27 protein-coding genes are annotated in these 26,477 nt (G+C 61.6%); 7 read left to right on the forward strand and 20 right to left on the reverse strand.

The genetic code is table 11. The features are described 5' to 3' along the window. The first annotated feature begins 91 nt into the window (after positions 1 to 91). The 3 genes from SPHS8_RS05215 to purC all read left to right on the forward strand — a co-directional run bounded on the left by SPHS8_RS05215 (position 92) and on the right by purC (position 4,216). A complete protein-coding gene (locus SPHS8_RS05215; RefSeq protein WP_268933194.1) occupies positions 92 to 1,861 on the forward strand; it encodes a glycoside hydrolase family 15 protein in 1,770 nt (589 codons plus the stop codon). Beyond that, positions 1,858 to 3,318: an alpha,alpha-trehalose-phosphate synthase (UDP-forming) gene (gene otsA / locus SPHS8_RS05220; protein WP_201514558.1), complete on the forward strand. Its 1,461-nt coding sequence runs from the start codon at positions 1,858 to 1,860 to the stop codon at positions 3,316 to 3,318. Before SPHS8_RS05215 ends, otsA begins: the two co-directional genes overlap by 4 nt. A gap of 115 nt (positions 3,319 to 3,433) precedes the next feature. Continuing rightward, entirely contained in the window at positions 3,434 to 4,216 is a 783-nt protein-coding gene (gene purC / locus SPHS8_RS05225; protein WP_097091915.1) for a phosphoribosylaminoimidazolesuccinocarboxamide synthase, read from the forward strand. Positions 4,217 to 4,246: 30 nt separating this feature from the next. Here purC and SPHS8_RS05230 read toward each other — a convergent pair whose 3' ends face one another. Beyond that, positions 4,247 to 4,999 (reverse strand): sulfite exporter TauE/SafE family protein, encoded by a 753-nt coding sequence (locus tag SPHS8_RS05230; protein ID WP_201514559.1) that lies wholly within the window; start codon positions 4,997 to 4,999, stop codon positions 4,247 to 4,249. Positions 5,000 to 5,054: 55 nt separating this feature from the next. Next, complete coding sequence (locus SPHS8_RS05235) at positions 5,055 to 5,204, reverse strand: hypothetical protein (protein ID WP_176502204.1); 150 nt, start codon at positions 5,202 to 5,204, stop codon at positions 5,055 to 5,057. Between the two features lie 124 nt (positions 5,205 to 5,328). Here SPHS8_RS05235 and purS point away from each other — a divergent pair, with 124 nt between their 5' ends. From purS to SPHS8_RS05250, 3 genes are all read left to right on the forward strand, one after another. After that, the gene (gene purS / locus SPHS8_RS05240) at positions 5,329 to 5,562 is read left to right on the forward strand and encodes a phosphoribosylformylglycinamidine synthase subunit PurS (RefSeq protein WP_097091917.1); all 234 of its coding nucleotides are present in this window, start codon (positions 5,329 to 5,331) and stop codon (positions 5,560 to 5,562) included. A 3-nt stretch (positions 5,563 to 5,565) separates the two neighbouring features. Then, complete coding sequence (gene purQ / locus SPHS8_RS05245; RefSeq protein ID WP_201514560.1) at positions 5,566 to 6,240, forward strand: phosphoribosylformylglycinamidine synthase subunit PurQ; 675 nt, start codon at positions 5,566 to 5,568, stop codon at positions 6,238 to 6,240. A gap of 203 nt (positions 6,241 to 6,443) precedes the next feature. Continuing rightward, a complete protein-coding gene (locus SPHS8_RS05250) occupies positions 6,444 to 6,866 on the forward strand; it encodes a YunG family protein (protein ID WP_201514561.1) in 423 nt (140 codons plus the stop codon). Positions 6,867 to 6,899: 33 nt separating this feature from the next. Here the strand turns inward: SPHS8_RS05250 and SPHS8_RS05255 are convergent, their stop codons facing one another. From SPHS8_RS05255 to uvrC, 18 genes are all read right to left on the reverse strand, one after another. Next, complete coding sequence (locus SPHS8_RS05255; protein WP_201514562.1) at positions 6,900 to 7,424, reverse strand: A24 family peptidase; 525 nt, start codon at positions 7,422 to 7,424, stop codon at positions 6,900 to 6,902. Further along, positions 7,421 to 8,251, reverse strand: coding sequence for a hypothetical protein (locus SPHS8_RS05260; protein ID WP_201514563.1), 831 nt, complete (start codon positions 8,249 to 8,251; stop codon positions 7,421 to 7,423). The genes SPHS8_RS05255 and SPHS8_RS05260 overlap by 4 nt, the downstream gene beginning before the upstream one ends. Then, positions 8,248 to 9,051 carry a tetratricopeptide repeat protein gene (locus tag SPHS8_RS05265; RefSeq protein ID WP_201514564.1) on the reverse strand — a complete coding sequence of 268 codons (804 nt, stop codon included), beginning with the start codon at positions 9,049 to 9,051 and terminating at the stop codon, positions 8,248 to 8,250. Before SPHS8_RS05265 ends, SPHS8_RS05260 begins: the two co-directional genes overlap by 4 nt. 20 nt (positions 9,052 to 9,071) lie before the next feature. Continuing rightward, positions 9,072 to 10,043 carry a type II secretion system F family protein gene (locus SPHS8_RS05270; protein WP_201514565.1) on the reverse strand — a complete coding sequence of 324 codons (972 nt, stop codon included), beginning with the start codon at positions 10,041 to 10,043 and terminating at the stop codon, positions 9,072 to 9,074. A 4-nt stretch (positions 10,044 to 10,047) separates the two neighbouring features. Beyond that, a complete protein-coding gene (locus SPHS8_RS05275) occupies positions 10,048 to 11,052 on the reverse strand; it encodes a type II secretion system F family protein (RefSeq protein WP_236574972.1) in 1,005 nt (334 codons plus the stop codon). Then, positions 11,049 to 12,407, reverse strand: a complete 1,359-nt coding sequence (locus SPHS8_RS05280; RefSeq protein WP_201514566.1) for a CpaF family protein — start codon at positions 12,405 to 12,407, stop codon at positions 11,049 to 11,051. Before SPHS8_RS05280 ends, SPHS8_RS05275 begins: the two co-directional genes overlap by 4 nt. Further along, positions 12,407 to 13,639: an AAA family ATPase gene (locus SPHS8_RS05285; protein WP_201514567.1), complete on the reverse strand. Its 1,233-nt coding sequence runs from the start codon at positions 13,637 to 13,639 to the stop codon at positions 12,407 to 12,409. The genes SPHS8_RS05280 and SPHS8_RS05285 overlap by 1 nt, the downstream gene beginning before the upstream one ends. Then, positions 13,636 to 14,274, reverse strand: a complete 639-nt coding sequence (locus tag SPHS8_RS05290) for a TadE/TadG family type IV pilus assembly protein (RefSeq protein ID WP_201514568.1) — start codon at positions 14,272 to 14,274, stop codon at positions 13,636 to 13,638. The genes SPHS8_RS05285 and SPHS8_RS05290 overlap by 4 nt, the downstream gene beginning before the upstream one ends. Then, the gene (locus tag SPHS8_RS05295; protein ID WP_201514569.1) at positions 14,271 to 14,792 is read right to left on the reverse strand and encodes a TadE/TadG family type IV pilus assembly protein; all 522 of its coding nucleotides are present in this window, start codon (positions 14,790 to 14,792) and stop codon (positions 14,271 to 14,273) included. Before SPHS8_RS05295 ends, SPHS8_RS05290 begins: the two co-directional genes overlap by 4 nt. Continuing rightward, positions 14,789 to 16,426: a pilus assembly protein TadG-related protein gene (locus tag SPHS8_RS05300; protein ID WP_201514570.1), complete on the reverse strand. Its 1,638-nt coding sequence runs from the start codon at positions 16,424 to 16,426 to the stop codon at positions 14,789 to 14,791. Before SPHS8_RS05300 ends, SPHS8_RS05295 begins: the two co-directional genes overlap by 4 nt. Positions 16,427 to 16,440: 14 nt before the next feature. Beyond that, positions 16,441 to 16,722, reverse strand: a complete 282-nt coding sequence (locus tag SPHS8_RS05305; protein ID WP_201514571.1) for a hypothetical protein — start codon at positions 16,720 to 16,722, stop codon at positions 16,441 to 16,443. Positions 16,723 to 16,736: 14 nt separating this feature from the next. Continuing rightward, entirely contained in the window at positions 16,737 to 18,233 is a 1,497-nt protein-coding gene (locus tag SPHS8_RS05310) for a type II and III secretion system protein family protein (protein ID WP_201514572.1), read from the reverse strand. Then, on the reverse strand, positions 18,220 to 19,149 hold the full coding sequence (cpaB, locus tag SPHS8_RS05315) for a Flp pilus assembly protein CpaB (RefSeq protein WP_201514573.1): 930 nt from the start codon (positions 19,147 to 19,149) through the stop codon (positions 18,220 to 18,222). The genes SPHS8_RS05310 and cpaB overlap by 14 nt, the downstream gene beginning before the upstream one ends. Before the next feature lie 66 nt (positions 19,150 to 19,215). After that, entirely contained in the window at positions 19,216 to 19,401 is a 186-nt protein-coding gene (locus SPHS8_RS05320; RefSeq protein WP_201514574.1) for a Flp family type IVb pilin, read from the reverse strand. 22 nt (positions 19,402 to 19,423) lie between these two features. Further along, positions 19,424 to 19,615 (reverse strand): Flp family type IVb pilin, encoded by a 192-nt coding sequence (locus tag SPHS8_RS05325; protein WP_201514575.1) that lies wholly within the window; start codon positions 19,613 to 19,615, stop codon positions 19,424 to 19,426. A 652-nt stretch (positions 19,616 to 20,267) separates the two neighbouring features. Further along, positions 20,268 to 21,011 (reverse strand): DUF2569 domain-containing protein, encoded by a 744-nt coding sequence (locus SPHS8_RS05330; RefSeq protein ID WP_236574973.1) that lies wholly within the window; start codon positions 21,009 to 21,011, stop codon positions 20,268 to 20,270. A gap of 212 nt (positions 21,012 to 21,223) precedes the next feature. Next, positions 21,224 to 22,882, reverse strand: coding sequence for a sensor histidine kinase (locus tag SPHS8_RS05335; protein ID WP_201514577.1), 1,659 nt, complete (start codon positions 22,880 to 22,882; stop codon positions 21,224 to 21,226). A 372-nt stretch (positions 22,883 to 23,254) separates the two neighbouring features. Beyond that, positions 23,255 to 25,171 carry an excinuclease ABC subunit UvrC gene (uvrC, locus tag SPHS8_RS05340; RefSeq protein ID WP_201514578.1) on the reverse strand — a complete coding sequence of 639 codons (1,917 nt, stop codon included), beginning with the start codon at positions 25,169 to 25,171 and terminating at the stop codon, positions 23,255 to 23,257. A 167-nt stretch (positions 25,172 to 25,338) separates the two neighbouring features. Here uvrC and SPHS8_RS05345 point away from each other — a divergent pair, with 167 nt between their 5' ends. Then, a complete protein-coding gene (locus SPHS8_RS05345) occupies positions 25,339 to 26,391 on the forward strand; it encodes an NAD(P)-dependent alcohol dehydrogenase (protein WP_201514880.1) in 1,053 nt (350 codons plus the stop codon). Positions 26,392 to 26,477 lie beyond the last annotated feature (86 nt).

Below are 26,477 nucleotides of genomic sequence, written 5' to 3' on the forward strand. Positions count from 1 at the left end.
CCCTTGTTCGAACGAACCAGGGGGCAGAACGATAGTCAGGAACAGTCAAACGCACTTCGCCGGGAACGAACGCAATCTCGATCTCTGGCCGATCGGCAATTGCCAGGCATCCGCGCTGATCGATCGCGCGGGTCGGATGATATGGGCGTGTGTGCCTCGTGTGGACGGAGACCCCGTCTTTTCCGCGCTTCTCGATGACAAGGGTTGGGATCAGCCCGACGCGCGCGGCTTCTGGGCGATCGAGCTCGAAAACTGCGTCACCGTCGAACAACATTATATCCGCAACACGCCGATCCTCGTCACGCGGCAGACCGATGATCATGGCAACGCCATCGAACTTTATGATTTTTGCCCGCGCCACCGGCACCTTGGCCGTATGTACCGCCCTGTCGCCTTTTGCCGGATCGTGCGGCCCGTGGCAGGCAGCCCCCGCGTCCGCGTCCGGCTGCGCCCCACGACGTCATGGCATTCGGAGCAGGTGCCGATCAGCTATGGCTCCAACCATATCCGTCTGGTCTTGTCCTACATGGCGATGCGCATGTCGACCAATGCGCCCATTGGCCTCATCAGCCAGGAAAGCTGGTTCCGGTTGGAACATGACATGCACTTCTTCCTCGGGCCGGACGAGAGTTTTTCCGACGCGCTACGCCCCGCAGTCGAGCGCATGCTGGATGACACGATCCTCGAATGGCAGGTCTGGGTGCGCGGCCTCGCCATCCCGGCGGAGTGGCAAGAAGCCGTCATCCGCTCCGCCATCACCCTGAAACTCTGCCAGCATGAGGAAACCGGCGCAATCGTCGCGGCGCTGACCACCAGCATCCCGGAGCATGCCGACTCAGGGCGCAACTGGGACTATCGCTACTGCTGGATACGCGACGCCTATTACACCGTGGAGGCGCTCAACCGTTTGGGCGCGCTGGATGTGTTGGAAAGCTACCTCGTCTATCTCCGCAACATCGTCGACGGCGCGAAGGGCGGCCATATCCAGCCGCTCTACGACGTGCGCGGCAATGCGACGCTGGAGGAACGGGAGGCGGAAAATCTGCCGGGCTATCGCGGCATGGGCCCGGTACGAGTCGGCAACGCCGCCTATTCGCAGATTCAGCATGACGCCTATGGTCAAATCGTCCTGTCATCGGTTCAGGGCTTCATCGACCAGCGCCTGCTGCGCATGGCGGGCATGTCCGACTTCGAAGCACTCGAAGCGGTCGGCGAACGAGCATGGTCTGTCTATGACCAGCCTGACGCCGGCCTCTGGGAACTACGTACCCGCGCCCATGTCCACAGCTACAGCGCCGTCATGTGCTGGGCCGCCTGCGACCGCCTCGCCCATGCCGCCGCCGCGCTCGATCTGTCCGACCGCGAAAGCCATTGGCGCGAGCGGGCCGAAATCATGAAGGCGCGCATCCTTCAGTCATCCTGGCGGACGGACAGCAACGCCATTTCCGCCAATTTCGAAGATGACGCCCGCGACGCTTCGCTGCTCCAACTGTTGGACTTGCGCTTCCTCACCGCCGACAATCCGATGTTCATCGGCACGCTGAAGGCGCTGGAAAAGGATCTGCGGCGCGGCAACAACATGCTCCGCTACAGCGCGCCTGACGATTTCGGTGAGCCGGTCACGGCGTTCAACGTCTGCACCTTCTGGCTGATCGAGGCGCTGCATCGCACCGGCCGCACCGAAGAAGCGCGGCTGCTGTTCGAAGAAATGCTGTCCCGCCGCACCGCTGCGGGGCTCTTGTCGGAGGATATCGATCCGGTAACCGGCGAATTGTGGGGCAATTATCCCCAAACCTACTCATTGGTCGGCATCATCAACTGCGCCGTTCTGCTGAGCAAGCCGTGGAGCGTGATGCGATGAGCCGCCTGATAGTCATTTCCAACAGGGTGAGCAGGCCCAACAAGTCCGGCAATCAGGGCGGGCTGGCCGTCGCGCTGGCCCAGGCCCTGCGGGAAAGCCGGGGCATCTGGGTCGGCTGGTCGGGCGAAGTCACCGAAAATTTCACCGGCCATATCGGCTTTTCCGAGGACGAAGGGGTCAAGACCGCTACGATCGACCTCGAAGAGCAGGACGTCGACGAATATTATAACGGCTATGCCAACAAGACGCTCTGGCCGCTGTTCCACTTCCGCATCGACCTTGCCGAATATGCGCGCGATTTCGAAGGCGGCTACAACCGCGTCAACAAGCGTTTCGCGGACACGACCAGCCCGCTGATCGAGCCCGAAGACATCATCTGGGTGCAGGATTACCATATGATCCCGCTCGGTCAGATGTTGCGGGACAAGGGGCACCAGAACCGGATGGGCTTCTTCCTCCACATCCCCTGGCCGCCCACGCGCCTGCTCGTCTCGCTGCCCCATCATACCAAGCTGGTGCAGACCCTGTTCGCCTATGACGTCATCGGCTTCCACACCGAGGAGTGGCTGGAGTCATTCCGCCATTATGTGGAGCGGGAGATGAACGGCACCGTCGATGGCGACTTCGTCACATTGGGCGATCGCACGATTCAGGCGATTGCCTGCCCGATCGGCATCAACGCGCAGGAATTCTCCAACGCGGCCGTCAGCGATCCCGCCAAGGAGATGTTCGAGAAGGTCCGCCGATCCTTGCAGGACCGGTCGATGATCGTGGGTGTGGACCGGCTCGACTACAGCAAAGGCCTGGAGGAGCGGTTCAGCGGCTATTCCCGCTTCCTCAAGGACCATCCGGAACATCATCGCAAGGTGGTCCTGACGCAGATCGCGCCGCCCTCACGCGGGGAGGTGGAAAGCTACCAGCATATCCGCTCCACCCTCGACGCCATCGCCGGGCGCATCAACGGCGAATATAGCGACGTGGACTGGACCCCCATCCGCTACGTGAATCAGGGCTATCCCCGCGACAAGCTGGCCGGGATCTATCGCGCGGCCCGCATCGGCCTCGTCACGCCCTTGCGCGACGGCATGAACCTGGTCGCCAAGGAATATGTCGCCGCGCAGGACCCTGATGATCCCGGCGTCCTCATCCTCTCCCGTTTCGCGGGCGCCGCAACGCAGCTCAAGGACGCGCTCCTCATCAACCCCTACAGCCCGGAGGAAATGTCCGACGCCATCACCCGGGCGCTTGCCATGCCGCTCGACGAACGCCAGCGCCGCTGGCGTTCGATGATGGACTGCGTCGAGGAACAGGATATCAGCTGGTGGCGCCGCTGCTTCACCGAACGCCTGATCGCGGCGCGGCAGGAAGACAGCACGGCCAGGGAGCAAATCGAAACCGCGCATCAGAAGGGCAAGGGTCCGAACGCCGCTGGCGTCAGCCCCCGCTCAGCCGCCTAATTGCACCCCCGCCAGCTTTGGTCTATGGGCCGTGCCCAGCAGCCCCGGCACCCGCTTATCCTCCTTGATTCGCGTTGCCGGGGCACATTCTTTTCTCGGGAAGACAGGAACGCGCATGGCCCGTCGCCGCCAGATCTACGAAGGCAAGGCAAAGATCCTTTACGAAGGCCCTGAGCCCGGCACGATCATCCAATATTTCAAGGACGACGCGACCGCCTTCAACGCGCAGAAGAAAGGCACGATTTCCGGGAAGGGCGTGCTCAACAACCGCATTTCCGAGCATATCTTCACCCTACTCGGCCAGATCGGCGTCCCCACCCATTTCATCCGCCGCCTCAACATGCGCGAACAACTCGTTCGCCAGGTCGAAATCGTGCCGATCGAAGTCGTGGTCCGCAATGTCGCCGCCGGATCACTCAGCAAGAAGCTGGGGATCGAGGAAGGCACGCAGCTGCCCCGTACCCTGATCGAATATTGCTACAAGGATGACGCGCTGGGCGACCCGCTCGTGTCCGAAGAACATATCGCCTGCTTCGGCTGGGCCAGCCAGGAAGAGATGCACGACATCGCCGACATGGCGATCCGCATCAACGACTTCATGTGCGGCCTCTTCGCCGCCATCGGCATCCGCCTGATCGACTTCAAGCTGGAGTTCGGCCGCTTGTGGGACGGCGACTATAGCCGCATCATCCTGGCGGACGAAATCAGCCCGGACGGCTGCCGACTGTGGGACATGAACACCGGCGAAAAGCTGGACAAGGACCGGTTCCGCCGCGACCTTGGCGGCGAAGTCGAAGCCTATCAGGAAGTCGCCCGCCGCCTGGGCCTGCTGCCCGAAGGCGCGGACACGACCGTCCTAGACCTCGACACCCACCGCAAGAAGCGCAGCAAGGACTGATTGGCCAAGCGCGTGGTGGGGTGAACCTCCTCACCCCACCACCGCATCCACCATCAGCTTGATCCCCAACAGCACCATCAACACGTAGATCAGCGTGTAGAATCGCGCCGGATCGACCCTGCGCACCAACAAAACGCCCGCATAGGTCGCCCCGATCGCCAACGGCGCCAGCATCGCCGTCGCCATCAGATTGGCGCGCGTAAACTGCCCCAGCGCCGCATAAGCGGGCACCTTGATCCAGTTCATCACGGCAAAGGCGATCGCGGTCGTGCCCACCAGCACGTCGCGCGCGAGCCGCTTGGGCAGTACCCACATCTGGAATGGCGGCGCGCCCGCGTGCGCGATCTGGCTCGTAAAACCGCTCGCGACCCCCAGCAAGGTCCCGACCCAGTCAGGCGAACTGGACGGCAGCACCACCTTCCCGCCCCGCTCGATCCAAAGCCGCTGCGCCCCGAACAGCGTCGAGATGAAGCCGAGCGCTCCCAGCACAGCCGTTTCCGACACCTGCGCAGCGAACAGATAGCCCAGCCCCACGCCGACAACCATGCCGGGCATCATCACCTTCAATATATGCCGGTCCCAGCTGCGCCGGAAGGACCAGACGCTCACCGCATCCTGCAGGATGAGGATAGGCAGCATGATCGCCGCCGCCCGCACCGGATCGATGCCCAGCGCCATGATCGGCATCGCCAGCGCTCCCGCCCCGGCAAAGCCGCCCTTGGCAAGGCCGGACAGGATAACCGCCAGAACCGCGCATGTGTAATAGAGATAGTCACCGCTCATGACCCCGCCCTAAAGGAAGGCGGGCCCCTGAGCGAACAGCATTTTTCGCAAAGGTTCAGGCGCTTGCCCGATATCCGATCAGAACCCCGAAAGCGAATGTGGCAAGCAGGGCCAACTGCACGCGGCCATGCGGATCGTCATAGCCGACGATCTGCTGCCCAAAGGCGAAAAGCCCCACAAACATCGCCAGTGCCAGACCAGCCATCTTGAAAACCCTCTATCCCTTGCCCAACCATAGCGGCCACTCGCTAAGAAAGGGATAATGCCTTGCTTGTCCCGCCCCACGCGACTAGGGGGTGCGCCATAGCAATCCACGGAGTTTTGGCCCCATGAAAGCCCGCATCTTCGTCACCCTCAAGGGCGGGGTTCTCGACCCGCAGGGTAAGGCGATCCACCACGCGCTCGACGGCCTCGGCTTTTCCGGCGTCAATGACGTGCGCGCGGGCAAGCTCATTGAGCTCGACCTTGCCGATGGCACCAGCGATGACGATATCGATGCCATGTGCCGCAAGCTGCTCGCCAATACCGTCATCGAAAACTACCGCATCGAAAAGGTGGCCTGAGCCATGAAGAGCGCCGTCATCGTCTTCCCCGGCAGCAATTGCGACCGCGACCTCGCCGTGGCTTTCGAGGCGGTGAGCGGTGAAAAGCCGGTCATGGTCTGGCACCGCGACACCGAACTGCCCGAAGGCATCGACCTGATCGGCGTACCCGGCGGCTTTTCCTATGGCGACTATCTGCGTTCCGGCGCGATGGCGGCGCGCTCGCCCGTGATGCAGGCGGTGGCCAAGGCGGCCGAGCGCGGCACCTATGTGCTGGGCATCTGCAACGGCTTCCAGGTGCTGACCGAAAGCGGCCTTCTGCCCGGCGCACTGCTGCGCAACGCAGGCGGCCATTTCGTCTGCCGCGACGCTTCCCTGACCGTAGAAAACGCCCAGAGCGCCTTCACCAGCCGCTATGCCGCTGGCGAACAGGTGACCTTCCCCGTCGCCCACCATGACGGTAATTATTTCGCCGACAGCGCAACGCTCGACCGCCTCGAAGGCGAAGGCCGCGTCGCCCTGCGCTACGCCGACAGCATCAACGGCTCCGCCCGCAACATCGCCGGCATCCTCAACGAAGCAGGCAATGTCCTGGGCATGATGCCCCACCCCGAACGCGTGATCGAACCAGCCCACGGCAAAACGGATGGCCGCCGCCTGTTCGAAGGTCTGGTAGAGGGACTATTGGCGAACGCCTGACGCCGGCGCGCGCTACCTTTCGTCTCACCCTTCACGCTCCCGCTCCACCCCACCACACCCGTCGTCCCAGCGGACGCTAGGATCTCAGGATGCTGCGCCGTGCCGTCGCATGAGATGCCAACTTGCGCTGGCATGACGAAGTCTAGGGTGTAGCCTAAGGGACCACTTGCGGCCATGCCGACGAGTCGTCATGTTGCGCTATCATGGTGACCGTGTCGGAATTTTCAGAAAAAATACCGCGCTGTTGGTCGACGCGGACTTCCGGAAAATACACTGAACATAATCCGGCGCGGGGCCAGTGCAGTGTCACCGCTCTTGTAGCTCAGGATTGTCTTGGCGGCGACATTGTAAAAACCGATGTCAACGGTGATTGGCACTTCTATAATCTGATCGGCGGCGATCGGTACGACTTCACTGCCAAGCAGTTTGACGGTCCTATAGATTATCAAGACAAAAAAAGCAGTCGAGAAGATGCCTTTAGTGACACGACGATCGCCCAATATGAGGCTCTGTCTCGTAATTTCTCCAACGTCTGCTATCCACCCATCCAACACCTCCCCCTCCCGCAGGCGGGAGGGGCTAGGGGTGGGCGCGAGCGAAGCGAGCTTCCTCGGCAGATTACATAACCAGGGCAGGTCCACACAGCCCCAACCCTTGCCCTACCTCAACCCCCGCACAAACTCCGGCAGATGCGCCACGCCGCTAGGATTAGGCCCCACCATATACAGCGCCATCACCGTCCCGGCAGCAATCGCGACGCCATAAGGAATAGGTCCCCCCGCTGCAAAGATCGCCAGCGAGGAGCCCTCCCGCACCGCTTTGGGCACCATCCGCCGCCCCACCATGATCAGCAAGGCAAGCAGGCCGCCGCCCACCGTCACATAGACGAACCAAGGCAGCGCCGCGCCCCAATCGAACCACAGCGCGCACGCCGCCAGCAGCTTGACGTCACCCCCGCCCATCCACCGCATCGCGAACAGCAGGCATCCAAGGGCAAAGACGGCCACGAACAGCGTTCCATTCTGCCAGATGTCATTCTCCCACCCGGTCACGGCGACCCAAGGCACGAACAGTCCCAGAATCAGGAGCGGGAAGATGTTGGAAATCCTCAACCGCGCAATATCCTCGATCGCAGCCGCCAGAAGGACCCCGGATACCGCCAGCAGGATGAGGTCCCTCATCATGGCCTCGCCCCCATCGCCGCCAGGGCGGCCGCCGCTTTGGGCTGATAGCTTTCTGCTTCCGTCATCGCGCGGCTCAGATAAGCGCGCGCCTTCACCGCATCCCCCATGCGCAGCGCCACCTGACCGGCATCGCCCAGCCGCTTGGCCCAACTGTCGGCATCATCCTCGGCACGCCTTTCTATGTCACGTCCTGCCATGATCTGCGCCGCATCCCCGTTCGAGATGATCCGCCCATCATCAGGCGCCATCCGGCGCGCCTGGTCGAATATCACGGCCGCCTTATCCGCCTCACCCTGCGCCATCAGGGACAGCCCATAATTGTTGAGCACCTGAACGGGTCTGCCGGTAAGCTGAAAGGCACGCTCATAGGCCGCTGCGCTCAGCGGCCACGACTTGCCCGCATCATAAGCGACGGCCAGTGCATTCCATGTCCGCCAGCTCCGATCGCAATGGTCGGCGGCGCGGCGCAGAAGCTCTGCCGCCTGCTGGGGCCGTCCAAGCCGCAACCGCGCGATGCCCAGCCCTTCATCAATCCGGCAATCCGTCATGCCGGCTTGAGCCAGCGCGGCAAATTGCGCCTCCGCCTCCGCATCCTGTCCCTTGGCCAGCGCCAGGCGCGCCTCGGCGATCGCGATACCGGCCTTGTCACCCGGCGCGGGGTCGGCCCGCCACTGTGCCAGCATCGTGTCGGCCTGGATGATCCGGTTCCCGTCGATCGCATTGTCGATCAACCGGCCATAATCCATAGGCGCACCAGCTGTCGCTCCAGACGCCTCCGCAACTGGCGCATTCGCCGCCGCCGCCAGCAACAGGAGCAGCAGGCTCATCCCTGCCCTCCGCTCCACTTCCACAGTTTCTCAAACAGCCGGTCCGGCTCATCACGGCCCGCCATCGCCGGACAACTGCCTCCGCTGCAGGAGGGCGCGTCCACAGGCGCGGCAGACGTGACGATTGGCGCCTTCAGCTCGCGCGAGAGCGAGACAGCGGGGGAAACTGCCGCCGCATTCGCCACGGTGACGATCGCGGTATTCAGCTGCGCCGTGCGCCGCCCCGGCAGCACTGGCTGGCCGTTGCTCGCGGCTGTCGTGCGCAGCCGCACCTCGCCCATGGAAATGCGCTCCAGTTCCAGCCCGCCGGTCTGCACGGCGGCCGCAGGCTTCCCCGCTCCCGTTGCCGCCAACTGCGCCAGCGTGAGCCGCCGCGCCCCGGCCAAGCCAGCCCCCTGCCCAATCTCCGCCAGCAGAGCATCGGCGTCATCCCGCAACCCTTGCGCCATCAGGCTCCGTGCAAAGTTGCGATGGACCCGCTCGTCCAGCGGCGCGCGGGCCAGAGCCAGCTCGAAATATTGTCGCGCCAGGTCATGCCGCCCCATCGCGGCATAGCTGATCGCCACGCCATTCAGCGCAGTGGCGTTACCCGGCTCCTGCCGCACAGCCCGTCTGAATGCGTCCAGCGCCAGCGCATGCTCGCCACGGGAAAACAGCAATTGTCCGCGCGCCAGTGCCTCCGTCGCCGTTGCCACCGCCGCAGCATCGGCGTTCACCGGCCGGATCGCCACATCCCGGTTTCCCGAACTGCATGCCCCGCTCGCGAAGATGAGCGCGATCGCCACTATCCGTCTCATCATGCCTGTCCCCCTCGTTCCCTCTACCGTGTCATGACCGGCAATATATCCCGCACCACGCGCACCACTGCGGGCAACATCAGCACGCCGATCATCACCGGCAGCATGCACGCGACCAGCGGCACGGACAGCAGCACCGGCAACCGATGCGCCTTCTCCTCCGCCCGCATCCGCCGCTTCTCCCGCATTTCCGCCGCATAGACGCGCAGCGTCTGCCCGACGCTCGAACCCAGCTGGTCCGACTGAATCAGCAGCGTTGCGAAGGAGCGGATCTCGTCCACATCGACATCGTCCGCCATCCGCCGCAGCGCATCCGCCCGGCTCCGCCCCGCGCGCAGTTCCAGCACCACCTTGCCCAGAGTCTGCGACACCAGCGGATGCGATATGGCAAGCTCCCGCCCCACCCGGTCCATCGCCGCTTCCAGGCCAAGCCCCGCCTCGACGCACACGAGCATCAGGTCCAGCGCATCGGGAAAGCCATGGACGATCGCCTCCTGCCGCCGCGCCGCCCTGGCGGAGATGAACAGGTTCGGCAGATACAGCCCCATCACCGCGACGCCCATCGCCATGAAATAGAGCTTCATCGGGCTCGGCGGCTCAGGCTTATTGAGCGACATCAGCACCAGCACCGCGGGCAGCGCGAGCGTCAGCACCAATCGGACGAATGTGAATATCTTCGGCGCCTCGGGCGAAGGATAGCCCGCCGCGATCAACCGCTTGCGCAAGGCATCATTCTTCGTGTCCGCCAGCGAAATGCCAAGCTTCTCGATCCGGTCGACCAGCTTCTTCCATTCACTGTTGTTGCGCTCATTGCGCAGCGACTGCCCGCCGCCCTGCACGGCGCTGCCCGCCTCGCTCACGATGTCGAGCCGGCTGCGCACCCGCGACGTGCGCGCGATCATCTCCGTCACGCCATAGACGATCGCCACGATCGCGACGAACAGCAGGACCAGCAGCACCGGCCGCAATTGCGAAATCAGGGCGAAATCCAGCATCAGGTCACACTTTCAAATCAACCATGCGGCGTATCGTGACAAAGCCGATGATGTAGAGGATGATGAGCCCGGAAAAGCCGAAGATGAACATCGGGTCCTGCGCGATATCCAGGTAAAAGGCGGGATTGAGCAGGACCAGCGCGACGAACGCCAGGATCGGCAGCGCCGTCAGCATGACCGCCGTCATCCGCCCTTCGGAACTCAGCGCCCGCACCTTCATGAACAGGCTCGCCCGTTCACGGATCACCAGCGACAGATTTTCCAATATCTCGGCCAGGTTGCCGCCCGTCTCCGCCTGCACCGACAGCGACGTCACGAACATGTGCATCTCGTTCATGTCCCACCGTTCCGCCATGCGCTGCAACGCGTCGCGCAGGTCGGACCCATAGGTCACCTCATCAACGACGATGCCGAACTCGCTGCCGATCGGGTCCTTCATCTCCTTGGTCAGCAGGTCCAGCGCCGCCGCGATCGGGTGCCCGGCGCGCAGGCCACGCACGAACGTATCGAGCGCCACGGGAAACTGCTCCTCCATCTTCTTGCGCCGCCGCTGGCTCAACCGGCTGAGCACCATCACCGGCAGCAGCACGCCCAGCGACACGGCAAAAGCCCCCGCCATCACGATCATGCCCACCGTCATGCCATATCCCGCCGCCAGCGCGCCGATCACCACGATCAGGAACAGCACGCCCGTGCCCATGCCCATGAACGTCAGCACCGTGCGCGCGGGCACGCTCAAGCCAGCCCCATGCAGCGATCGCACGACGCCCAGAGCCATTCGCCCAAAGACGCTGTCATGGTTGAAGTTCATGCTGTCGTCATTGCGCCGCAACCGCGACAGCACCGTGCTCCGCTCAAAGCCCTGCGCGATCATCTTCAGCCGCTTGTTGACCACCCGCTCCTTGCCAGCGCGTGCCCGGAACCAGCCATGGACGCCCTCGATCGTCAGGATCACCGCCGCGAACAGCAGGACCAGCACGAATGCGCGGATGTAAAGCGGATTGATCATTGCACCACCGCATCGGGACGGAACAGGTCGGCGGGCAGATGAATGCCCCGGTCGGCCAGTTCGCTCATGAATTTGGGCCGGATGCCCGTTGCCTCGAAATGGCCGCGCACCATGTCATTCTCGTCCCGGCCGGTCATCTTGAAGCGGAAGATTTCCTGCATGGTGATGACCTCGCCTTCCATGCCGGTAATCTCCGAAATGCTCAGCAAGCGCCGCCGCCCGTCCGACAAGCGCCCGACCTGCACGATGACGTTCAGCGCCGAAGCAATCTGCGCCCGCGCCGATCGCGGCGAAATGTCGATGCCACTCATGCCGATCATCTGTTCGACACGGGACAGCGCATCGCGCGGCGTATTGGCGTGAACCGTGGTCATCGACCCATCATGGCCCGTATTCATCGCCTGCAGCATGTCGAACGCCTCCCCGGCGCGCACTTCGCCCACGATGATGCGATCGGGCCGCATACGCAGTGCGTTCTTCACCAGATCCCGCTGCGTAACCTCACCCCGCCCCTCGATATTCGGAGGCCGCGTCTCCAGCCGCACCACATGCCGCTGCTGCAACTGAAGCTCGGCCGAATCCTCGATCGTCACGATCCGCTCGGCCTCATCGATGCTCGCCGACATGGCGTTGAGCAGCGTCGTCTTGCCCGACCCCGTGCCGCCGGAAATCAACACATTGCGCCGGGCAGCAACCACCGCCGCCAGCACCTGCGCCATCGGCCCCGGCACGCTGCCCAGCTCGGACAGTCGCGCCATGCTGATCGGCACCTTGGCGAACTTGCGGATCGACAGCAGCGACCCATCGACCGCCAGCGGCGGCACCACCGCATTGACGCGCGACCCATCCGCCAGACGCGCATCGACAAAGGGCGAAGCTTCGTCCACGCGCCGTCCTACTGCCGCCACGATCTTCTGGATGATGCGCAGCAGATGCTTCTCATCCTTGAAGCGCGCCGCCGTTTCCACCAGCCGCCCGCCGCGCTCGACAAAGACGATCTTGTGCCCGTTCACCAATATGTCGGTGACGCTCTGATCCTTCAGCAGCGGCTCCAACGGCCCCAGGCCCAGCAACTCGTCCAATATGTCGGACACCAGCCGCTTGCGCTCTTCCAGGTTCAGCGCATGCTTCTGCAACGCCAGCTGCTCATGGACGATTTCGCCCACTTCCGCTTCCACCTGCGCTCGCGACATATTTTCCAGCGCGGACAGGTTAATGAGGTCGATCAGCTTCTGGTGCAGCGCGACCTTCAACTCGGTATGCCGGTCCTCTTCCCAATGAACCAGCTCGGTATCGGTCGGTCCTACCTCGTCCCGCGTTTCAAACCGGCTGTCGCCCTTTCGGATCTGCCACATCAGCCCTTCTCCGCCGTCCGCCGCGCCTCTGCCGCCTGCACGGTGCAATCGACAATGTCGGCCATGTCCTTGCAGATGCGGCTCCGCGCCTTCAATTCCTGGATCAGCACGCCTTGATCCAGCGCAGAGCTGACCAGCGGAAAGTCGTTCGCGATGCTCAGGGTCACGGGATGATCCAGCGCTGCTGCCGCATCCTCCAGCCCGATCGCCCGGAACAGCTTCTTTTCCACCCGGTTGGCGATCACATGGATGCGCGCCGGATCGATATCCTGATCGCGCAGCAATGCGATCTGCCGCCGCGCCTGACGCAGGCTGGCGATGGTCAGTTCGCACACCAGGAATATGACTTCCGACCGGGCCACCAGCGACATCGACCAGTTGGTCCAATTGCCCGGCAAGTCCAGATAGATCGTGTCGAAGTTCCGTTGCGCCAGTTCGACCACACGAAACACCTGATCGGCATTGATCGCTTCCAGCGGCATGATCTCCGTGGGTGCGGTGACGACGTGCAGCCCGGTCGGCGTTTCCACCGTGACGGAACCGAGCAACTCGGCATCGACCCGGTTCCCGCCCTGCAACAAATCCGCCAGCGTCAGCGGCGAACTGATGTTCAGGAACGTCCCGGCATTGCCGAACTGCACATCGAAGTCGAACAGGCACACCCGCTCGCCAGCCTGCTTCACCGTCCGCGCATGCAGGCTGGCCGCCTGCGTGGCGATCGTCGTCGCACCTACACCGCCGACGCTCTTGATGATCGACACCAGAGCGCCCGTCTTGACGTCGCGCCCGCCCTTGGCGGCGATCTCCGCACGCAGATGATCGATGGTCGCCGACAATTCACTCGCTTGCAGAGGCAGCGCGACGACATCGTTGATCCCGCTCCGCAACAGCGCGCGCACCAGAGGGATCTCCGCATTGCGCACAGCCGCCACCACCAGCAAGGCCGGATTGGCCGTCCGCAAGGCGGACAGCCGCCGCATGGACGCCTCGTCATCCGGCTGCACCTCCAGGATGACAGCCTTCGCCTCTGCAACCAGTTGCGACGGCAAAGCCGCCCCGGCCGGCAGCATGGAAAGCGTCAACGACAGCCCCCCCAACCGATCGCCCAGAATATCCGAAGCCGCGACCTCCTGCTCCGAAAGGATCAGATAGATGCCCTCATCCCCCACATTGAGGGTCCAACTCTCGGCCGCTTCCGTTGTGTTCACGATGCCCAAGATCTTGTTCCTCAATTTGATACCGTGCCCTGGCCGTCTTCGAAAGTCAGGGACGACTGGAATGGCGGCAGCGTAATTGCCTGCTGGGAAAGAAGAAAAAATGGCTTGAAGCGGACGTTTTGGAGACTGACGGTTACCAAGGGAGCTACCGCCGCACCGTTGGGATCGCCCACATAGCCGAGGCCTGAGTTAGAAAAGGTCACGAGGACCTTTGTTCTGCCCGTTGGATCGATGCTATCAACCATGCCGGGAAAAAACTTTTTCATGTGATCTACGAGAGAAGAAAAAGCGGCGCTGTCATAATCTTTAGCTTTGGTGCCTGAGCAAAATGAACCAACACATGTACCGCAGCTATCTGACCAGCTACAGGTTACTTTGCCAAAGAAAGTAGTGGGGACCGGTTCTCCAGGAACGAGATTACCTGTGGCCACGAAGTCATAATTCTTCATCCCCGCCCAGATCGGGTTGGTCACAATCGCGTAACGGACCCCCATCTGTGTCGCTTTTTCAGCTTGGTTCCACGTCCACATCAATCGGCCAACATCGATGAGGCCCAGCAGAAAAATTAGGAGCAAGGGCAACACTAGCGCGAACTCGGCGGCCGAACTGGCCTGCTCCTGGCGCAGCAGATCGCCGAAACGCTGCCTCATATCCCCACCACCGCAGCTTCTGATTCAGCGTTCAGGCTGAGCGACGCATTGGCCAGCCCCACGCGTGCGAATAGGGAAGGATAATTAATTGCAGCCCGAACAGTAACCACCGGAATATCGCCCGGCATGCCGCTCGAATAGATGCCGGTATAGGTGCTTGGAGAAACGCACTTCACCGTCACGAAAACTGTGTTCGTGTTGCTTGTCCAATATGACAAGCGCGGAGAAGCACTCGCATCGATACTGCCGGTCCGGGTGACATTCTTAATTTCGGTTTCTCCACCCGTGATGCTGCCGCTCGCCGATCCGGAAGGGCAGCTATAGTTTGTAACGGGAATTCTGGTGGCGTAGCGTGCTCCATCGCGTACCGCTTTCGCGAGAGCATGCTCGCTAAGAAAATAATTGCCCAGTTCAAACGATCCGAACATCAAGGTGATAAGCATCGGTGCGACCAGTGCCATTTCGGCCGCGGCAGCACCACGCTGCTCTCTGCGCATCAAGGTGAGAAGCTGTTTCATTTCAATAAATACGGCTTGTTGCGTGAGTAATATTGAAATGCGTTGCCGCCGCCGGGCTTTGTCGCAGGGCCGATAATCTCGACATAGATTTGATCAGCACTGGTACGGCCACGGGCGAGCGATGGCTCGACGAGGAACAAATCGATCCAGCTCTTTACTTTGATCGCCGTCGACCCTTTGACCCCTCCTGCAAGGCAGTCGACAACTGCTGCAGTAATCACGCGACGGTCCTTCTGAGTGGTAGATTCGCCAACGCCGGCCGCGCACTGCGGTGATCCATAGGAATAATGGCTACCTGATCCGATGGACCGCGCGTTCAGCATCCCTGCTGTTGCAATTTCCCAACGATAGACATCATAACGCGTCAGCCGCGCACTATTCGTTCTCCCGGTCCAGGCCTGCGCAACGCTTAATGAGCCCGGATGGTTAACCTGAAAATACAAGTCGTGGGCCCAGTTTCCGTCTCCAAAACGGGCAGACTGCCCACCGTTGTAGCTGGTGCAATCGCCCGTGCTGCTCACCGCATGGCAAATATCGCGGGGAAAGCCCATATTGTCCGGATTGCCGCCGACCTGCGCTCTCGTGCTCGCTGACGGCAAATACTGAACCGACGGCAATACCCAAGGATCGGTGCCGTTGGCGAAACCACAATTTGGCCCACTGCCGCCGCCGCCGCCATTGCTACCGCTGTTGCCATTGCCGTTTCCGCCGGCATTGCCGTTGCTCCCACCATTGCCATTTCCGTTGCCGGTCCCGGTCGAAAAAGGAACATGGATGACGTCCTTGCGCACATTGAGCGCCGGACTGCAGTTACCAGTGGATGCGCTGCAATAGTTTGTCAGGCCGTTCCCGTAGATGTCGAACCGCGTGTTGATAGCATCTGGTACGGACGCCGTGTTGCCAGGCTTGGTCGCTATGCTGTCGCTGCTTAGGCAGTTCTCGATATCGTTGTTTGCACCAAGCGCCTGTTCCAGCGAACTCGCCCCGCTACCAAAGTCCAGATAACCGTAATTCCCCGGCGTCCAGGTCGTGCCGCCGCCTGCCTCCAACAGCAATCCTTTTCCGTTGTCCGCAGCGGTCGGGAAAGTGCCGCCTCCGGTCTCTGCGGGATTGCAGATCATCACAGGCGGTACTTTGCAGATAGCGCTGCCCATTCCAGCAACAGCCTGAGCACTCAAGCCCCCGGACCTGAATGCCCTGACCACCGGCGTCAGTGCGTACACTGCCTCCCGCGAGCCGACAGCAACCTGGACGAACTTTGCCTTGGCGTCGTCAGTTGTCACCGTGCCCGACACGTCTGTCGATGAATTGTAGCTTTCGTAAAATGTCAGCGTCGGAACATTGATGCTCATTCCGTTCGCATTACCGTCGTTAGCGAACCGGGTTTTGTTCAGCACCATATTCTGTGCGGCACTCGTCGCACGGGAAATTGCCCCACTTTTCCCATCCAACTGCGTCGCGGCTGCTAACGCAGCCTGATCCGCAGCTGTCTGCAGCTCCGTATCCAGCCCCGCCAACCGCGCATAATCGAACGCGATGCCGCCCGCCGCTATCAAACCGAAAAGCGACAGGGCCACCGTTGGTGCCACCGCACCGCTGGTTGACCTCAGGAGGCTGTTCCGACGGGCAGACATGGATGAAGCCCCCCTTACCGGCCGCCCGAGCCGCCGCCACCAGCCCCGCCGCCTGTGCCGGAGGTCGTGCTGATGGTCGCGGGCTTCTTCACCTTGTCGGTGCGGTAGCGTTCGATCGCGGCCGCGCTGCGGGCGCCGTCACCGCCTTCGGCCAGCGCGCTTTCATAGCGCGGCTCGGGGTTGATCACCTGCACCGCATAGTTGCTGCGCACCGCCCCGCCAAAGGTCGGGTCGTTGGCGGTACATCCCGCCAAAGCCGGACCAACCAGCATCGCCGCGACGATCAACCGGCCCATGGTCATCCTCTCCCTCATAGCTCATATCCACTCTGCGCCGCGCCCGCCGGAGCCGGATCAGCCGGAGCCGGAGCCGGAGCCGCAGGCCGCTTCGAAGACGGAGGCATCGCGTCGGGGTTCAGCGGATTGATCCCCACCGCCTTGTCCGTGCGCCCCATCAGGAACAGGTCCAGCTCATGCGGATTGCCCACGCGATCGGTCGGCAGGCGCACATCCTCCGCCCGCATCGGCTTCACAAGGCGCGGCGTCACGATCATGACCAGTTCGGTCTGCTGCTTCTGGAAGCCGGTCGAGCGGAACAGCGCCCCGATGATCGGGATCGATCCCAGCACCGGCAGCTGCCGCACCGTATCCTGGAAGTCGTTGCGCAGCAGCCCCGCGATGGCAAAGGACTGCCCATCGCGCAACTCCACCACCGTCTTCGCCCGCCGCGTCAGCAATCCCGGCACCACCAGCCCGTTGATCGTCACCGACGCCGAAGGATCGATCGAGCTGACCTCCGGCTCCACCACCAGGTTGATGATGCCATCGCTCAGTACCGTGGGCGTAAAGCCCAGGCTGACGCCAAACGGCTTGAACTCGACCGTGATGCCATTATTGCCGTTGCCGCCCCCGCCGCCGCCATTCTGCACGACCGGGATCGGGAACTCGCCGCCCGCCAGGAACGACGCCGTCTCGCCCGAAAGCGCCACCAGCGTCGGTTCGGCGAGCGTCTTCACCAGCCCCTTGCGCTCCAGCGCGTCCAGCGCCGAGAAGATGTTGAGGCTGCCGATCTTGTAGGCCCATGTCCCCACGCCGAAAGCATCGGACAGTCCATCCAGCTTGATCGTAGGCGTACGACCGTTGTTCGTCGGCACGATCGAGTCAGCCGACAGGTCGCCGATGCTGCCCGCCGTCCGGTTGCCGACAAAGCTGTGGTTCAGCCCGATATCCTTTGCCGCCGACCGGTTCACCTCCGAAAAGCGCACCTCCAGCATCACCTGCTGCGAGGCACCCACCGACAGCATGTTGACGACCTTCTCGTCGCCACCCGCATAGGTCCGGGCGATCTGCACCGCGCGGTCCACCGCCGAAGCACTCGACACCGTCCCGGTCAGCACCACCGCATCATTGGAGATGCGCGCACCGATCTGTTCGCCGGGGATCAGCTCAGCCAACTGCCGCTTCAGCGTCACGACATCCGGCCCCACCGCCACATCGACCACCGCGATCAACATGTTGCGGCTGTCATAGAGGGTGAGGCTCGTCGTCCCCACCTTCTTGCCAAGCACATAGAGCGAGCGATTGGTCATCGGCAGGATATCAGCGACCTCCTGATTGCCGACCAGCGCTTTTGAAAATGGCCGGTCGACCGTCAGCACCTGGCTCTTGTTGAGCGGGACGTCGAGTTGGCCCGCATGATCCACATTGCTGGCGGTCAGCGAAGCAATCTGGGCCGAAGCGGATGCCGCTCCCCCGATGGCCAGCGCCGTCCCCAGCGCCAGCATGGACAAGGACTTAGCGTGAACCATAGCGCTTCACCTCATAGCTGGTGCCGGTCGTGCCGCGCACGATCTCGACCGATGCGGTCGCGGGCAGAGCGGAAACATTCCTGGGAACAGCACGGCGCGGCGCACGCATCACGGGCACCGGAGCAGGCAGATAGGCCGCTTCGGCGATCCGGCCACGCGGAGCCGAAAAACCGCCGACATAAGCCCCGTCGCGCAGGTCCTCCGTCCCCACCGTCTGTACCGCCGGGTTGGGCTCATCGGTCACGTTGCGCAGAACCAATGTCAGCTGGCCGACCTGCTGGCCCAGAACCAGCTTCTGCGCATCGACCTGATTGACCTCCAGCGTGGCGGTCTTGCCGATTGCCGGATCTTTCGAACTGTCATTAGCATTCTGGTCGATCGCGATCACGCGGATATTCTGAAGCAGCACATCGGTGATCTGCTGACCGCCGCCGCCCATGCCGTCCTGCGCGGTCCGTGTGACGAAGACATCCACGGTGTCGCCCGGCAGCACAAAGCCGCCCGCCGCCGCCACGTCGCTCACGCGAACCGCCACAGCACGCATTTCGGGCCGCAGCACACCGGACATGGTGGCGCGGCCGCCTTCTGCGGACAGTTTGGAAGTCAGGATCGGCTCACCCGGCTCGATCTGCCGCAGCACCACGCGCTGCTTGCCGAGAGACGTGAGCTGGACCGGATCACGAAAAGCACCGGGAGGCACGGAAGCCGCAGGCCAATCGACCACCCTGATCTTTTCCGGCGTCACCGCCGTCCCAAAAGCCAGCGGCATCGACGCGACGACGACCTTGGCCATACCGCCTTGCGGAGTGGCCTGTGCCTGCTCCGCCTTGCTCAAATAGCTATTGGCGACGAATACCGCCGCCAGACCAAGCAAGATTGCGAAGCCAAGGATGATAAGAGATCTGCGCTGCCCCACGACTTCCCCCCGGAGTTGAAAGCGATAAACCGGCTGGAAATCTCCAACCGGTTTATAATCAGCTATTTAAGAACAGGTCGCCAGCTGCGCATTAGCAACGCAATTCGTGGCCCGGCCCATGGAGTTCTTGATCGCGCCACCAAGGTTGAAGGCGGCGAGTGCAATGCCAGTCCCCACAATTGCCAAAATCAGAGCGTATTCAGCTGCGGCAGCTCCGCTCTCGTCGTTCCACAATTTGCTAAAAAAGGTCATGTCTATACCCCTATTACTAGACTTAACAGGTGCCCGAGGCGGACGGCGGATTTGTGGCGATGCAGTTGGTGGCAGTACCCATGGAGTTTTTGATCGCGCCACCGAGATTAAAGGCCGCCAACGCAATGCCAGTCCCCACAATTGCAAGGATCAGCGCATATTCGGCCGCCGAAGCGCCGCTCTGGTCGCACCAGAGTGTCTTGAAAAAAGTCATGTCTCTTCACCCCTACTGCGCCGAAAGCATTTCGGCTGCTCTTGCACAGTTCTGCGGAGGGGCCTTTGCCACCTGGCGACCCTAGCGTTGGTGTTCCCCTTCGCCAGGCAGTTGGGCAGTTCCCGTAGAACTTGCGTTCAAAATGAACCAATGAAGGGGCAAGTCAACATAGTAAAAAATATGTCTATTTATCAGGTGGTTAAGTCGTTTTTCTGTTAACCATTTTCGTTTTCCCTACTTTCCGCAGCAAGTAACCCGTCAGTATTATATAATATAACTTTGGTTATATATCGGTCGAAAAATAGAGAAATACTTTTATTTTCTTTTGGTTTATAAACGGAGTCAGACAAATATAACTGCCTCACTATATTTAAATGACCAATTTACTGACTCTATATTACAGTATTAATTCTAGTATAATCGCATAATTAACGATATATATCTATGCCCCCTCATGCAGGATCCTCTCCTAATTCAGATCAGATACACAGCCTGGGAGTTCGCCCTTCCCCTCTGGTCAGACGCACCGCTTTGCGGCTGAACAATCGGCCAGGGTCACGCTCCGGCGCGAATCAGCAACAGCTCGACGTATCGGAAAACCGAATCATCTGCATGGATTTGCGCGCCGCAGAAGGAGCGCCGGCGTATTCCGTCAGGCGCTAACCCTGTTACGGAATGTGATGTTCACCCGCTCGGACAACAACAGGTACGGCAACCACAACGCCGCGCTGATCAACACCTTCTTCACATTGCCGCTCAGCAGATCGGCCAACGCCAGCTCAACGGTATGGGGCACATCTCCGACCCGAGCGACGAATTGCGCGATCCCCACTTGCGCCATCAGGTCCACGGCCCACACCATCGCCAAAAAGCGGGGAAAGAGCGGCACCATCCGCAACGCCGTCGCAAATGCGAACATGTACAGGCATGACAGCAGCACGACGTCCGCCAGCATCACCGCATAAAGGCTGATGAACCAGGTCGGTGCATAGCTGCCCAATGCAGGCACCGCGCTTAAGAACTCAAGCGTGCGCACCGGAACATTGAGCGCAATGCCCAGCAGCAACGACGCCATCACGCCATATAGGCCGAACTGCGACATCTCGCGCGCTTCCAGGCAATCGACCTTGCGCCACCGCCCCACTTGCGCCAGCCGCAAACCAGGCTGTGCGTGCAACCGGCCCGCCGGAAATAACTTAAGACCCAATAGCAGCGTACCCACCGGCGCACCGACGACGAGCATATAGGGCAGCAGGCCCAATCCACTTGCCCAGGGCGCATCGGCATAGGGCGTGGCCGGAAATGCCAGCCGCAGGCCGCAGGCAAAAGCGGCGATCAGGATCCACGTGCCGACGATGCGCTGCAAATTCAGCTGCAATGACAGCACCAGCGCCACGCTTTTGCGGTAAAGATGATCCTGAACCAATCGCACCATGGAAACCGGACCTCCGCTCGCCGCATCATCGGAAGGGTCATCTATCAACCATTCTGGTTAACCCGGGGTAAAACGCCCCCACCGCCTCAAAAGTTCTGCGAAACCCCATGCGAGGACAACCGAACGGCGCGGCACAGCAGGGCCCCTTCCTTAACGCTTGCAGTCAGCCCTTCTCACTTCCGGGGCACGGTGATCTGGATCATCGTCCGCCCGCCGATATTCCGCAGATATACTTCGCCGCCCAGCGCCTGCACCCGCCGCATCAACGACCGGGATTGCACCGCGCCCGTAGACCCCAGCCTCGCAAGATTGGGCACGCCATCATCGGTTACATGCAACGCAATCCGGTTGCCCGCCGGTTGCAGCGAAAACTCCACCGCATGGGCGCCCGCGTGGCGGACTGCATTGGCGACGATCTCACGCACCGCGAAACTCAGTTCGCGTCCGATCATCGCGCTGGTCGCGCAATTGCCGTCCTCCACCCGCAGCTCGCATCTTATGCCCCATTGCTCCGCCAGCGACCGCACGACCATCGACAGCGTCTCCGGCAGATAGGCGAAATCCTCATCGTCCTCGACCGGGTTGATGATCCATCTGATGGTGCCGATCTGATCCTTGGCGATCCGATCCACATTCGCCAGCACTGGAAAGGGATCGTCGATCGTTCCGTTCAGCACCGGCGCGACCTGATAGCGGATACTCGCCAGCGCCTGCAGCACGCTGTCATGCAGTTCCCGCTGCAACCGCTCGCGCTCACGCGCCCCGGCGATGACATGGGCAAGGTCCAGGCTGTTGCGGACCATCATCTCGTCGCAGGCGCTTTCAAATACGCGCTGCGCGATCGCCGCTGCATCTTCATGCGTCGGATCATCCAGCTCGACGGCGCCCACGGCATCGAACGTGCCCAACGACACCCGCAGCGTCATCAGCGTTTCCGCGTCCAGCATGGCTGCCCAGGCCCGCCCTCCGGGGCTCAACGGAGCCAGATGGCTTATACCGTCCTGTGACAGGCCGATCGACGCGCCACGGCGGCAGTCATGCCAGCCCGTCTCCACCGCCAGCAATCCATTGCTGCCCTCGGGCCTGGTTTCGCCGAACCGGCTTGACGCAAATCGGTAGGCTTCGGTGCTCGCCGTACGGAACAGCACCGCCCCATTCTCGCTCCCCGTGGCGATCTTCAACGCCTGCAGCAGAAAGGGCTCGGACCCGCCCTTCACAAGCGGCAAACTGCCTTCCGTCAGCCGCCTTGCCTTTTCCTCCTGCAACAACTTCTCACGGCGCGGGCCAAGCAACATGCCCGTCACCACTATCACCACGGCAAGATAGAGCACGCGCAGCGCCACGCGTTCCGGGTCCGGCTCGGACGGCACCTCAACGATCTTGTCCATCCAGACCGTCAGCAAAGCTGTCATGGCGGCGAAAGCGGCGACCAGAAGGTGGAAGCGGCGGCGCACGATCAGCGCGATCTCGATGGCGACGAACAGGCTGCCGACAAAATAGGGGCTGTCCGACGCGTTCGTCACCACCAGCAGCGACAGAAACAGCAGCGCGTCCAGAAAAACCACCGGCTTTCGGATACGCATCTCCGTCACCCACGACCGCGCCGACAGGATCAGTGCGCCCAGCGCGAGCAGCAGCATGGCGAAGATGATGCCGTTCTCCGCAATCTCGGCCCAGGATCGCGGCGAAGCGAATGCAAAGCTCACCACCGTATAGACGAGGGCGAGTACAAGGCGTGTGACGTCCAGCATGCGCCACGGCCGAAGCGCGGAAAGGCCAGCCCGTGGCCGCCTTCTGAAAGCCCGCAACATGTCCGCATGTCCATTGGTCATGCTGTCACAACTCCGCCTTATTGGCAGTTATATTTTCAGATATATGCCTTTTGATAAGTATTCATTCACTTTACGCAGTGAAGGTAAAGTGAACGCAGATTGCATCTGCTAAAAAGGATGATCATCAAATGACGTTGATGATATATGCCGATGGCATATCTCCACGACATTGAACAAGCTCAAAGGCTTTTCCACGACCCTTCTCCTCCGACCCGCGCCATAATTGTCAGCGTCTGGAAAGATCATTGCAGGAGTGCAACCACAAGGCAAGAGCGGGAGGAAGAATCACGCCGAAATCAGGCACATATCTCCACGCCCGCATCATTTCGATACCGTAACAACATCACGGAAAAACCGCGTTTTCCCGCTATTTCATTCATGAAAATAATCATAAATCTGCCGCGCCACAGCTTTCGAAACCCCCGGTGCCTTCAGCAAATCTTCCAACGCCGCGCTCTTCACCGCCTTCGCCGTTCCGAAATGCATCAGCAGCGCTTTCTTCCGCGAAGGCCCGATGCCAGGCACCTCGTCCAGCGAGCTGGTGGAAATGGCCTTGCTCCGCTTCTGCCGATGCGCCCCGATCGCAAAGCGATGCGCCTCGTCCCGCAAACGCTGGAGGTAGAACAGCACGGGATGGTTGATCGGAAAGCTGATCTCCCGCCCGTCGGGCATATGGAATATCTCCCGCCCCTCCCGTCCATGATGCGGCCCCTTGGCAATGCCGATCATGCACACATCCTCGATGCCCAAGTCTTCCAGGATCGCGCGCGCCGAAGACAATTGCCCCTTGCCGCCGTCGATCAGCACCAGGTCGGGCCACTCACCACTGTCCCGATCAGGATCCTCCCGCGCCGCTCGCCCAAAACGCCGCTCGAACATTTCGCGCATCATGGCGAAATCGTCATTCGAGATTTCCGGGTTCTTCATGTTGAACTTGCGATAGGCATTTTTGCGGAACCCCTCCGGCCCCGCGACCACCATGGCGCCCAGGGCGTGGCTGCCCTGGATATGGCTGTTGTCATAAATCTCGATCCGGTCAGGCACTCCGTCCAGTCCGAATGTCTCGACCATCTCCTCAAGAACCTTCGCCTGGGTCGTCGTTTCCGCCAACCGTCGGTCCAGTGCCTCAACCGCATTGCGCTGCGCCTGCCGGATCAGCCGCGTCCGCGTGCCTCGTTGCGGCACCTCGATACGCACTTTCGCACCAGCCCGTTCGCCGAGCGCCTGCGCGATCAGTTCACATTCCATAGGCGTGCGATCGGACAGGATCAGGCGGGGCGGCGGAACTTCCTCATAAAATTGCGCCATGAAGCTCGCCAGCACCTCATCCTCCGCCACTTCGGCCGTATGGACCGGAAAGAAGCTGCGGTGCCCCCAATTCTGTCCGCCGCGAATGAAGAAGGCCTGGATGCACATTGCCCCGCCCTTGGTTGCCAGCGCGAAAATATCGGCGTCACCCAGCCCTTCCGCATTGATCGCCTGGCTACCCTGGATGAAGGTCAAGGCCTTCAGCCGGTCGCGCAGAACCGCGGCCTGTTCGAAATCCATGGCTTCTGAAGCGGCCTGCATCGCCTCGCCCAGCTTCTTCTGCACGGCAGTCGACTTGCCGCCCAGGAAGTCCTGCGCATCCTTGACCAGCTCGGCATAACCAGCCTCGTCGATCCGCTGAACGCAGGGCGCGGAACAGCGCTTGATCTGGAACAGCAGGCATGGCCGGGACCGGTTCGCGAAAAAGCTGTCGGTGCAACTGCGCAAAAGGAACAGCTTTTGCAGCGCATTGATGGTCCGCGTCACCGACCCGGCGCTGGCGAAGGGACCATAATAGCGCCCCTTATATTTCCGCGCGCCACGATGCTTCTGAACGCGCGGGAAGGAATGATCCTCCCGCAGCAGGATGAACGGAAAGCTTTTATCATCCCGCAGCAGGACATTATAGGGCGGCCGAAACCGCTTGATCAGCTGCGCCTCCAACAGCAGCGCCTCAGCCTCGCTGTTGGTCGTCACGATCGTCATGGACCGGGTTTGCGCCACCATCCGCTGCAACCGCTTCGGCAACCGATCGACCTGCGTGTAATTGGCCACCCTATTACGCAGCGCGCGAGCCTTGCCCACGTAAAGCACATCGCCGCGCGCGTCCTGCATGCGGTAAACACCGGGCCGCGCCGGCAGGGTCTTCAATGTGGTGCGAATGGCTTCGACGCCCGCCTCGATGTCCGGCGTGCCTGCGCCGCGTACAGTGAAGCTGGCTTTATCTTCGTGAAAACGGTCGGGCGATTGGGGATGCGACATGGTTGCAGAGATAGCGGGGGCAGAGCCAAGCGCAATGGCCGAGCGCCCTCCTGATGCCTTGGGGGCATTGAAACAGCCGGGCGATTTCCCACCTAGCGCTCGCCACTCCACTCTCCTCGCGGTCAAAGATGCAGCCAAGCCTCGGGGACCAGCAGAAAGTCATGAATATGGTGACAAAGGCCTATGGCGCTTATGCCGCTGACAAACCCGTGGAACCGATCGACATCGAACGCAGGGCGGTAGGTCCTCATGATGTCCAGATCGCGATAGCCTATTGCGGCATCTGCCATTCAGACCTGCACCAGATCCGTTCGGAGTGGGCGGGCACTCTCTATCCCTGCGTTCCTGGACATGAAATTGTCGGCCGGGTAACCGCCGTGGGTGAACATGTCACCAGCTTCAAGCCGGGCGATACCGTGGGCGTGGGCTGCATGGTGGACAGCTGCCAGCACTGCGCATCGTGCGCGGAAGGGCTGGAGCAATATTGCGAAACCGGCTTCGTCGGCACCTATAATGGCGCGACGCAGGATCCACCCGGCCACACGCTTGGCGGATATTCTCAGGACATCGTGGTGAAGGACAAGTTCGTCCTGAAGATTCGACACCCCGTCGACCAACTCGCTGCGGTTGCGCCGCTGCTATGCGCGGGCATCACGACCTACTCGCCTCTCCGACATTGGCAGGTAGGGCCGGGCAAGAAGGTCGGGATTGTGGGGATTGGTGGCCTCGGTCACATGGGCGTTAAGCTGGCCCACGCGATGGGCGCGCATGTTGTGGCGTTCACCACGTCTGAAGCAAAGCGGCAGGATGCGCTGGACCTGGGCGCTCAGGAAGTCGCCGTCTCGCGCAACGCTGACGAAATGGCCGTTCACGCAGGCAGCTTCGATTTCATCCTGAATACCGTTGCAGCTAGTCATAATCTGGATCAGTTCACCGCTCTTCTGAAGCGGGAGGGGACGATGACGCTGGTCGGGGTGCCGGAACATCCGCACCCTTCGCCCAATATCGGCATGTTGATCTTCGGCCGCAAATCGATCGCCGGGTCTCTGATAGGCGGAATCGCGGAGACCCAAGAGATGCTGGATTTCTGTGCTGACAAGGGCATTGTCGCCGACATCGAGATGGTAGCGGCGCGCGATATTGAGACCGCTTATGAGCGAATGCAAAGAAGCGATGTCAAATACCGTTTCGTTATCGACAATGCGACGCTTGCTGGCTGACACCGGCTTGCCGGGCGCGTCTGATCATCAGGCGCACCCAACCGAAGAGTTTCCAACAAGAAAAAAGGCCGGTGCAGCAATCCGCA

This window comes from Sphingobium sp. S6 (assembly GCF_905120495.1).
Classification (GTDB): Bacteria; Pseudomonadota; Alphaproteobacteria; order Sphingomonadales; family Sphingomonadaceae; genus Sphingobium; species Sphingobium agri.

Excerpts from the sequence above, each read along its gene's own strand:
- SPHS8_RS05320 (WP_201514574.1), bottom strand. The coding sequence starts at position 19,401 with ATGACCTTTTTTAGCAAATTGTGGAACGACGAGAGCGGAGCTGCCGCA.
- SPHS8_RS05300 (WP_201514570.1), bottom strand. The coding sequence starts at position 16,426 with ATGTCTGCCCGTCGGAACAGCCTCCTGAGGTCAACCAGCGGTGCGGTG.
- purQ (WP_201514560.1), top strand. The coding sequence starts at position 5,566 with ATGAAGAGCGCCGTCATCGTCTTCCCCGGCAGCAATTGCGACCGCGAC.
- SPHS8_RS05295 (WP_201514569.1), bottom strand. The coding sequence starts at position 14,792 with ATGAAACAGCTTCTCACCTTGATGCGCAGAGAGCAGCGTGGTGCTGCC.
- purS (WP_097091917.1), top strand. The coding sequence starts at position 5,329 with ATGAAAGCCCGCATCTTCGTCACCCTCAAGGGCGGGGTTCTCGACCCG.
- SPHS8_RS05275 (WP_236574972.1), bottom strand. The coding sequence starts at position 11,052 with ATGATCAATCCGCTTTACATCCGCGCATTCGTGCTGGTCCTGCTGTTC.
- SPHS8_RS05335 (WP_201514577.1), bottom strand. The coding sequence starts at position 22,882 with ATGACCAATGGACATGCGGACATGTTGCGGGCTTTCAGAAGGCGGCCA.
- SPHS8_RS05235 (WP_176502204.1), bottom strand. The coding sequence starts at position 5,204 with ATGGCTGGTCTGGCACTGGCGATGTTTGTGGGGCTTTTCGCCTTTGGG.
- uvrC (WP_201514578.1), bottom strand. The coding sequence starts at position 25,171 with ATGTCGCATCCCCAATCGCCCGACCGTTTTCACGAAGATAAAGCCAGC.
- SPHS8_RS05310 (WP_201514572.1), bottom strand. The coding sequence starts at position 18,233 with ATGGTTCACGCTAAGTCCTTGTCCATGCTGGCGCTGGGGACGGCGCTG.
- SPHS8_RS05325 (WP_201514575.1), bottom strand. The coding sequence starts at position 19,615 with ATGACTTTTTTCAAGACACTCTGGTGCGACCAGAGCGGCGCTTCGGCG.
- SPHS8_RS05230 (WP_201514559.1), bottom strand. The coding sequence starts at position 4,999 with ATGAGCGGTGACTATCTCTATTACACATGCGCGGTTCTGGCGGTTATC.
- SPHS8_RS05255 (WP_201514562.1), bottom strand. The coding sequence starts at position 7,424 with ATGATGAGGGACCTCATCCTGCTGGCGGTATCCGGGGTCCTTCTGGCG.
- SPHS8_RS05280 (WP_201514566.1), bottom strand. The coding sequence starts at position 12,407 with ATGTGGCAGATCCGAAAGGGCGACAGCCGGTTTGAAACGCGGGACGAG.
- SPHS8_RS05250 (WP_201514561.1), top strand. The coding sequence starts at position 6,444 with ATGGTGACCGTGTCGGAATTTTCAGAAAAAATACCGCGCTGTTGGTCG.
- purC (WP_097091915.1), top strand. The coding sequence starts at position 3,434 with ATGGCCCGTCGCCGCCAGATCTACGAAGGCAAGGCAAAGATCCTTTAC.
- SPHS8_RS05290 (WP_201514568.1), bottom strand. The coding sequence starts at position 14,274 with ATGAGGCAGCGTTTCGGCGATCTGCTGCGCCAGGAGCAGGCCAGTTCG.
- SPHS8_RS05270 (WP_201514565.1), bottom strand. The coding sequence starts at position 10,043 with ATGCTGGATTTCGCCCTGATTTCGCAATTGCGGCCGGTGCTGCTGGTC.
- SPHS8_RS05260 (WP_201514563.1), bottom strand. The coding sequence starts at position 8,251 with ATGAGCCTGCTGCTCCTGTTGCTGGCGGCGGCGGCGAATGCGCCAGTT.
- SPHS8_RS05345 (WP_201514880.1), top strand. The coding sequence starts at position 25,339 with ATGGTGACAAAGGCCTATGGCGCTTATGCCGCTGACAAACCCGTGGAA.
- SPHS8_RS05305 (WP_201514571.1), bottom strand. The coding sequence starts at position 16,722 with ATGGGCCGGTTGATCGTCGCGGCGATGCTGGTTGGTCCGGCTTTGGCG.
- otsA (WP_201514558.1), top strand. The coding sequence starts at position 1,858 with ATGAGCCGCCTGATAGTCATTTCCAACAGGGTGAGCAGGCCCAACAAG.
- SPHS8_RS05265 (WP_201514564.1), bottom strand. The coding sequence starts at position 9,051 with ATGATGAGACGGATAGTGGCGATCGCGCTCATCTTCGCGAGCGGGGCA.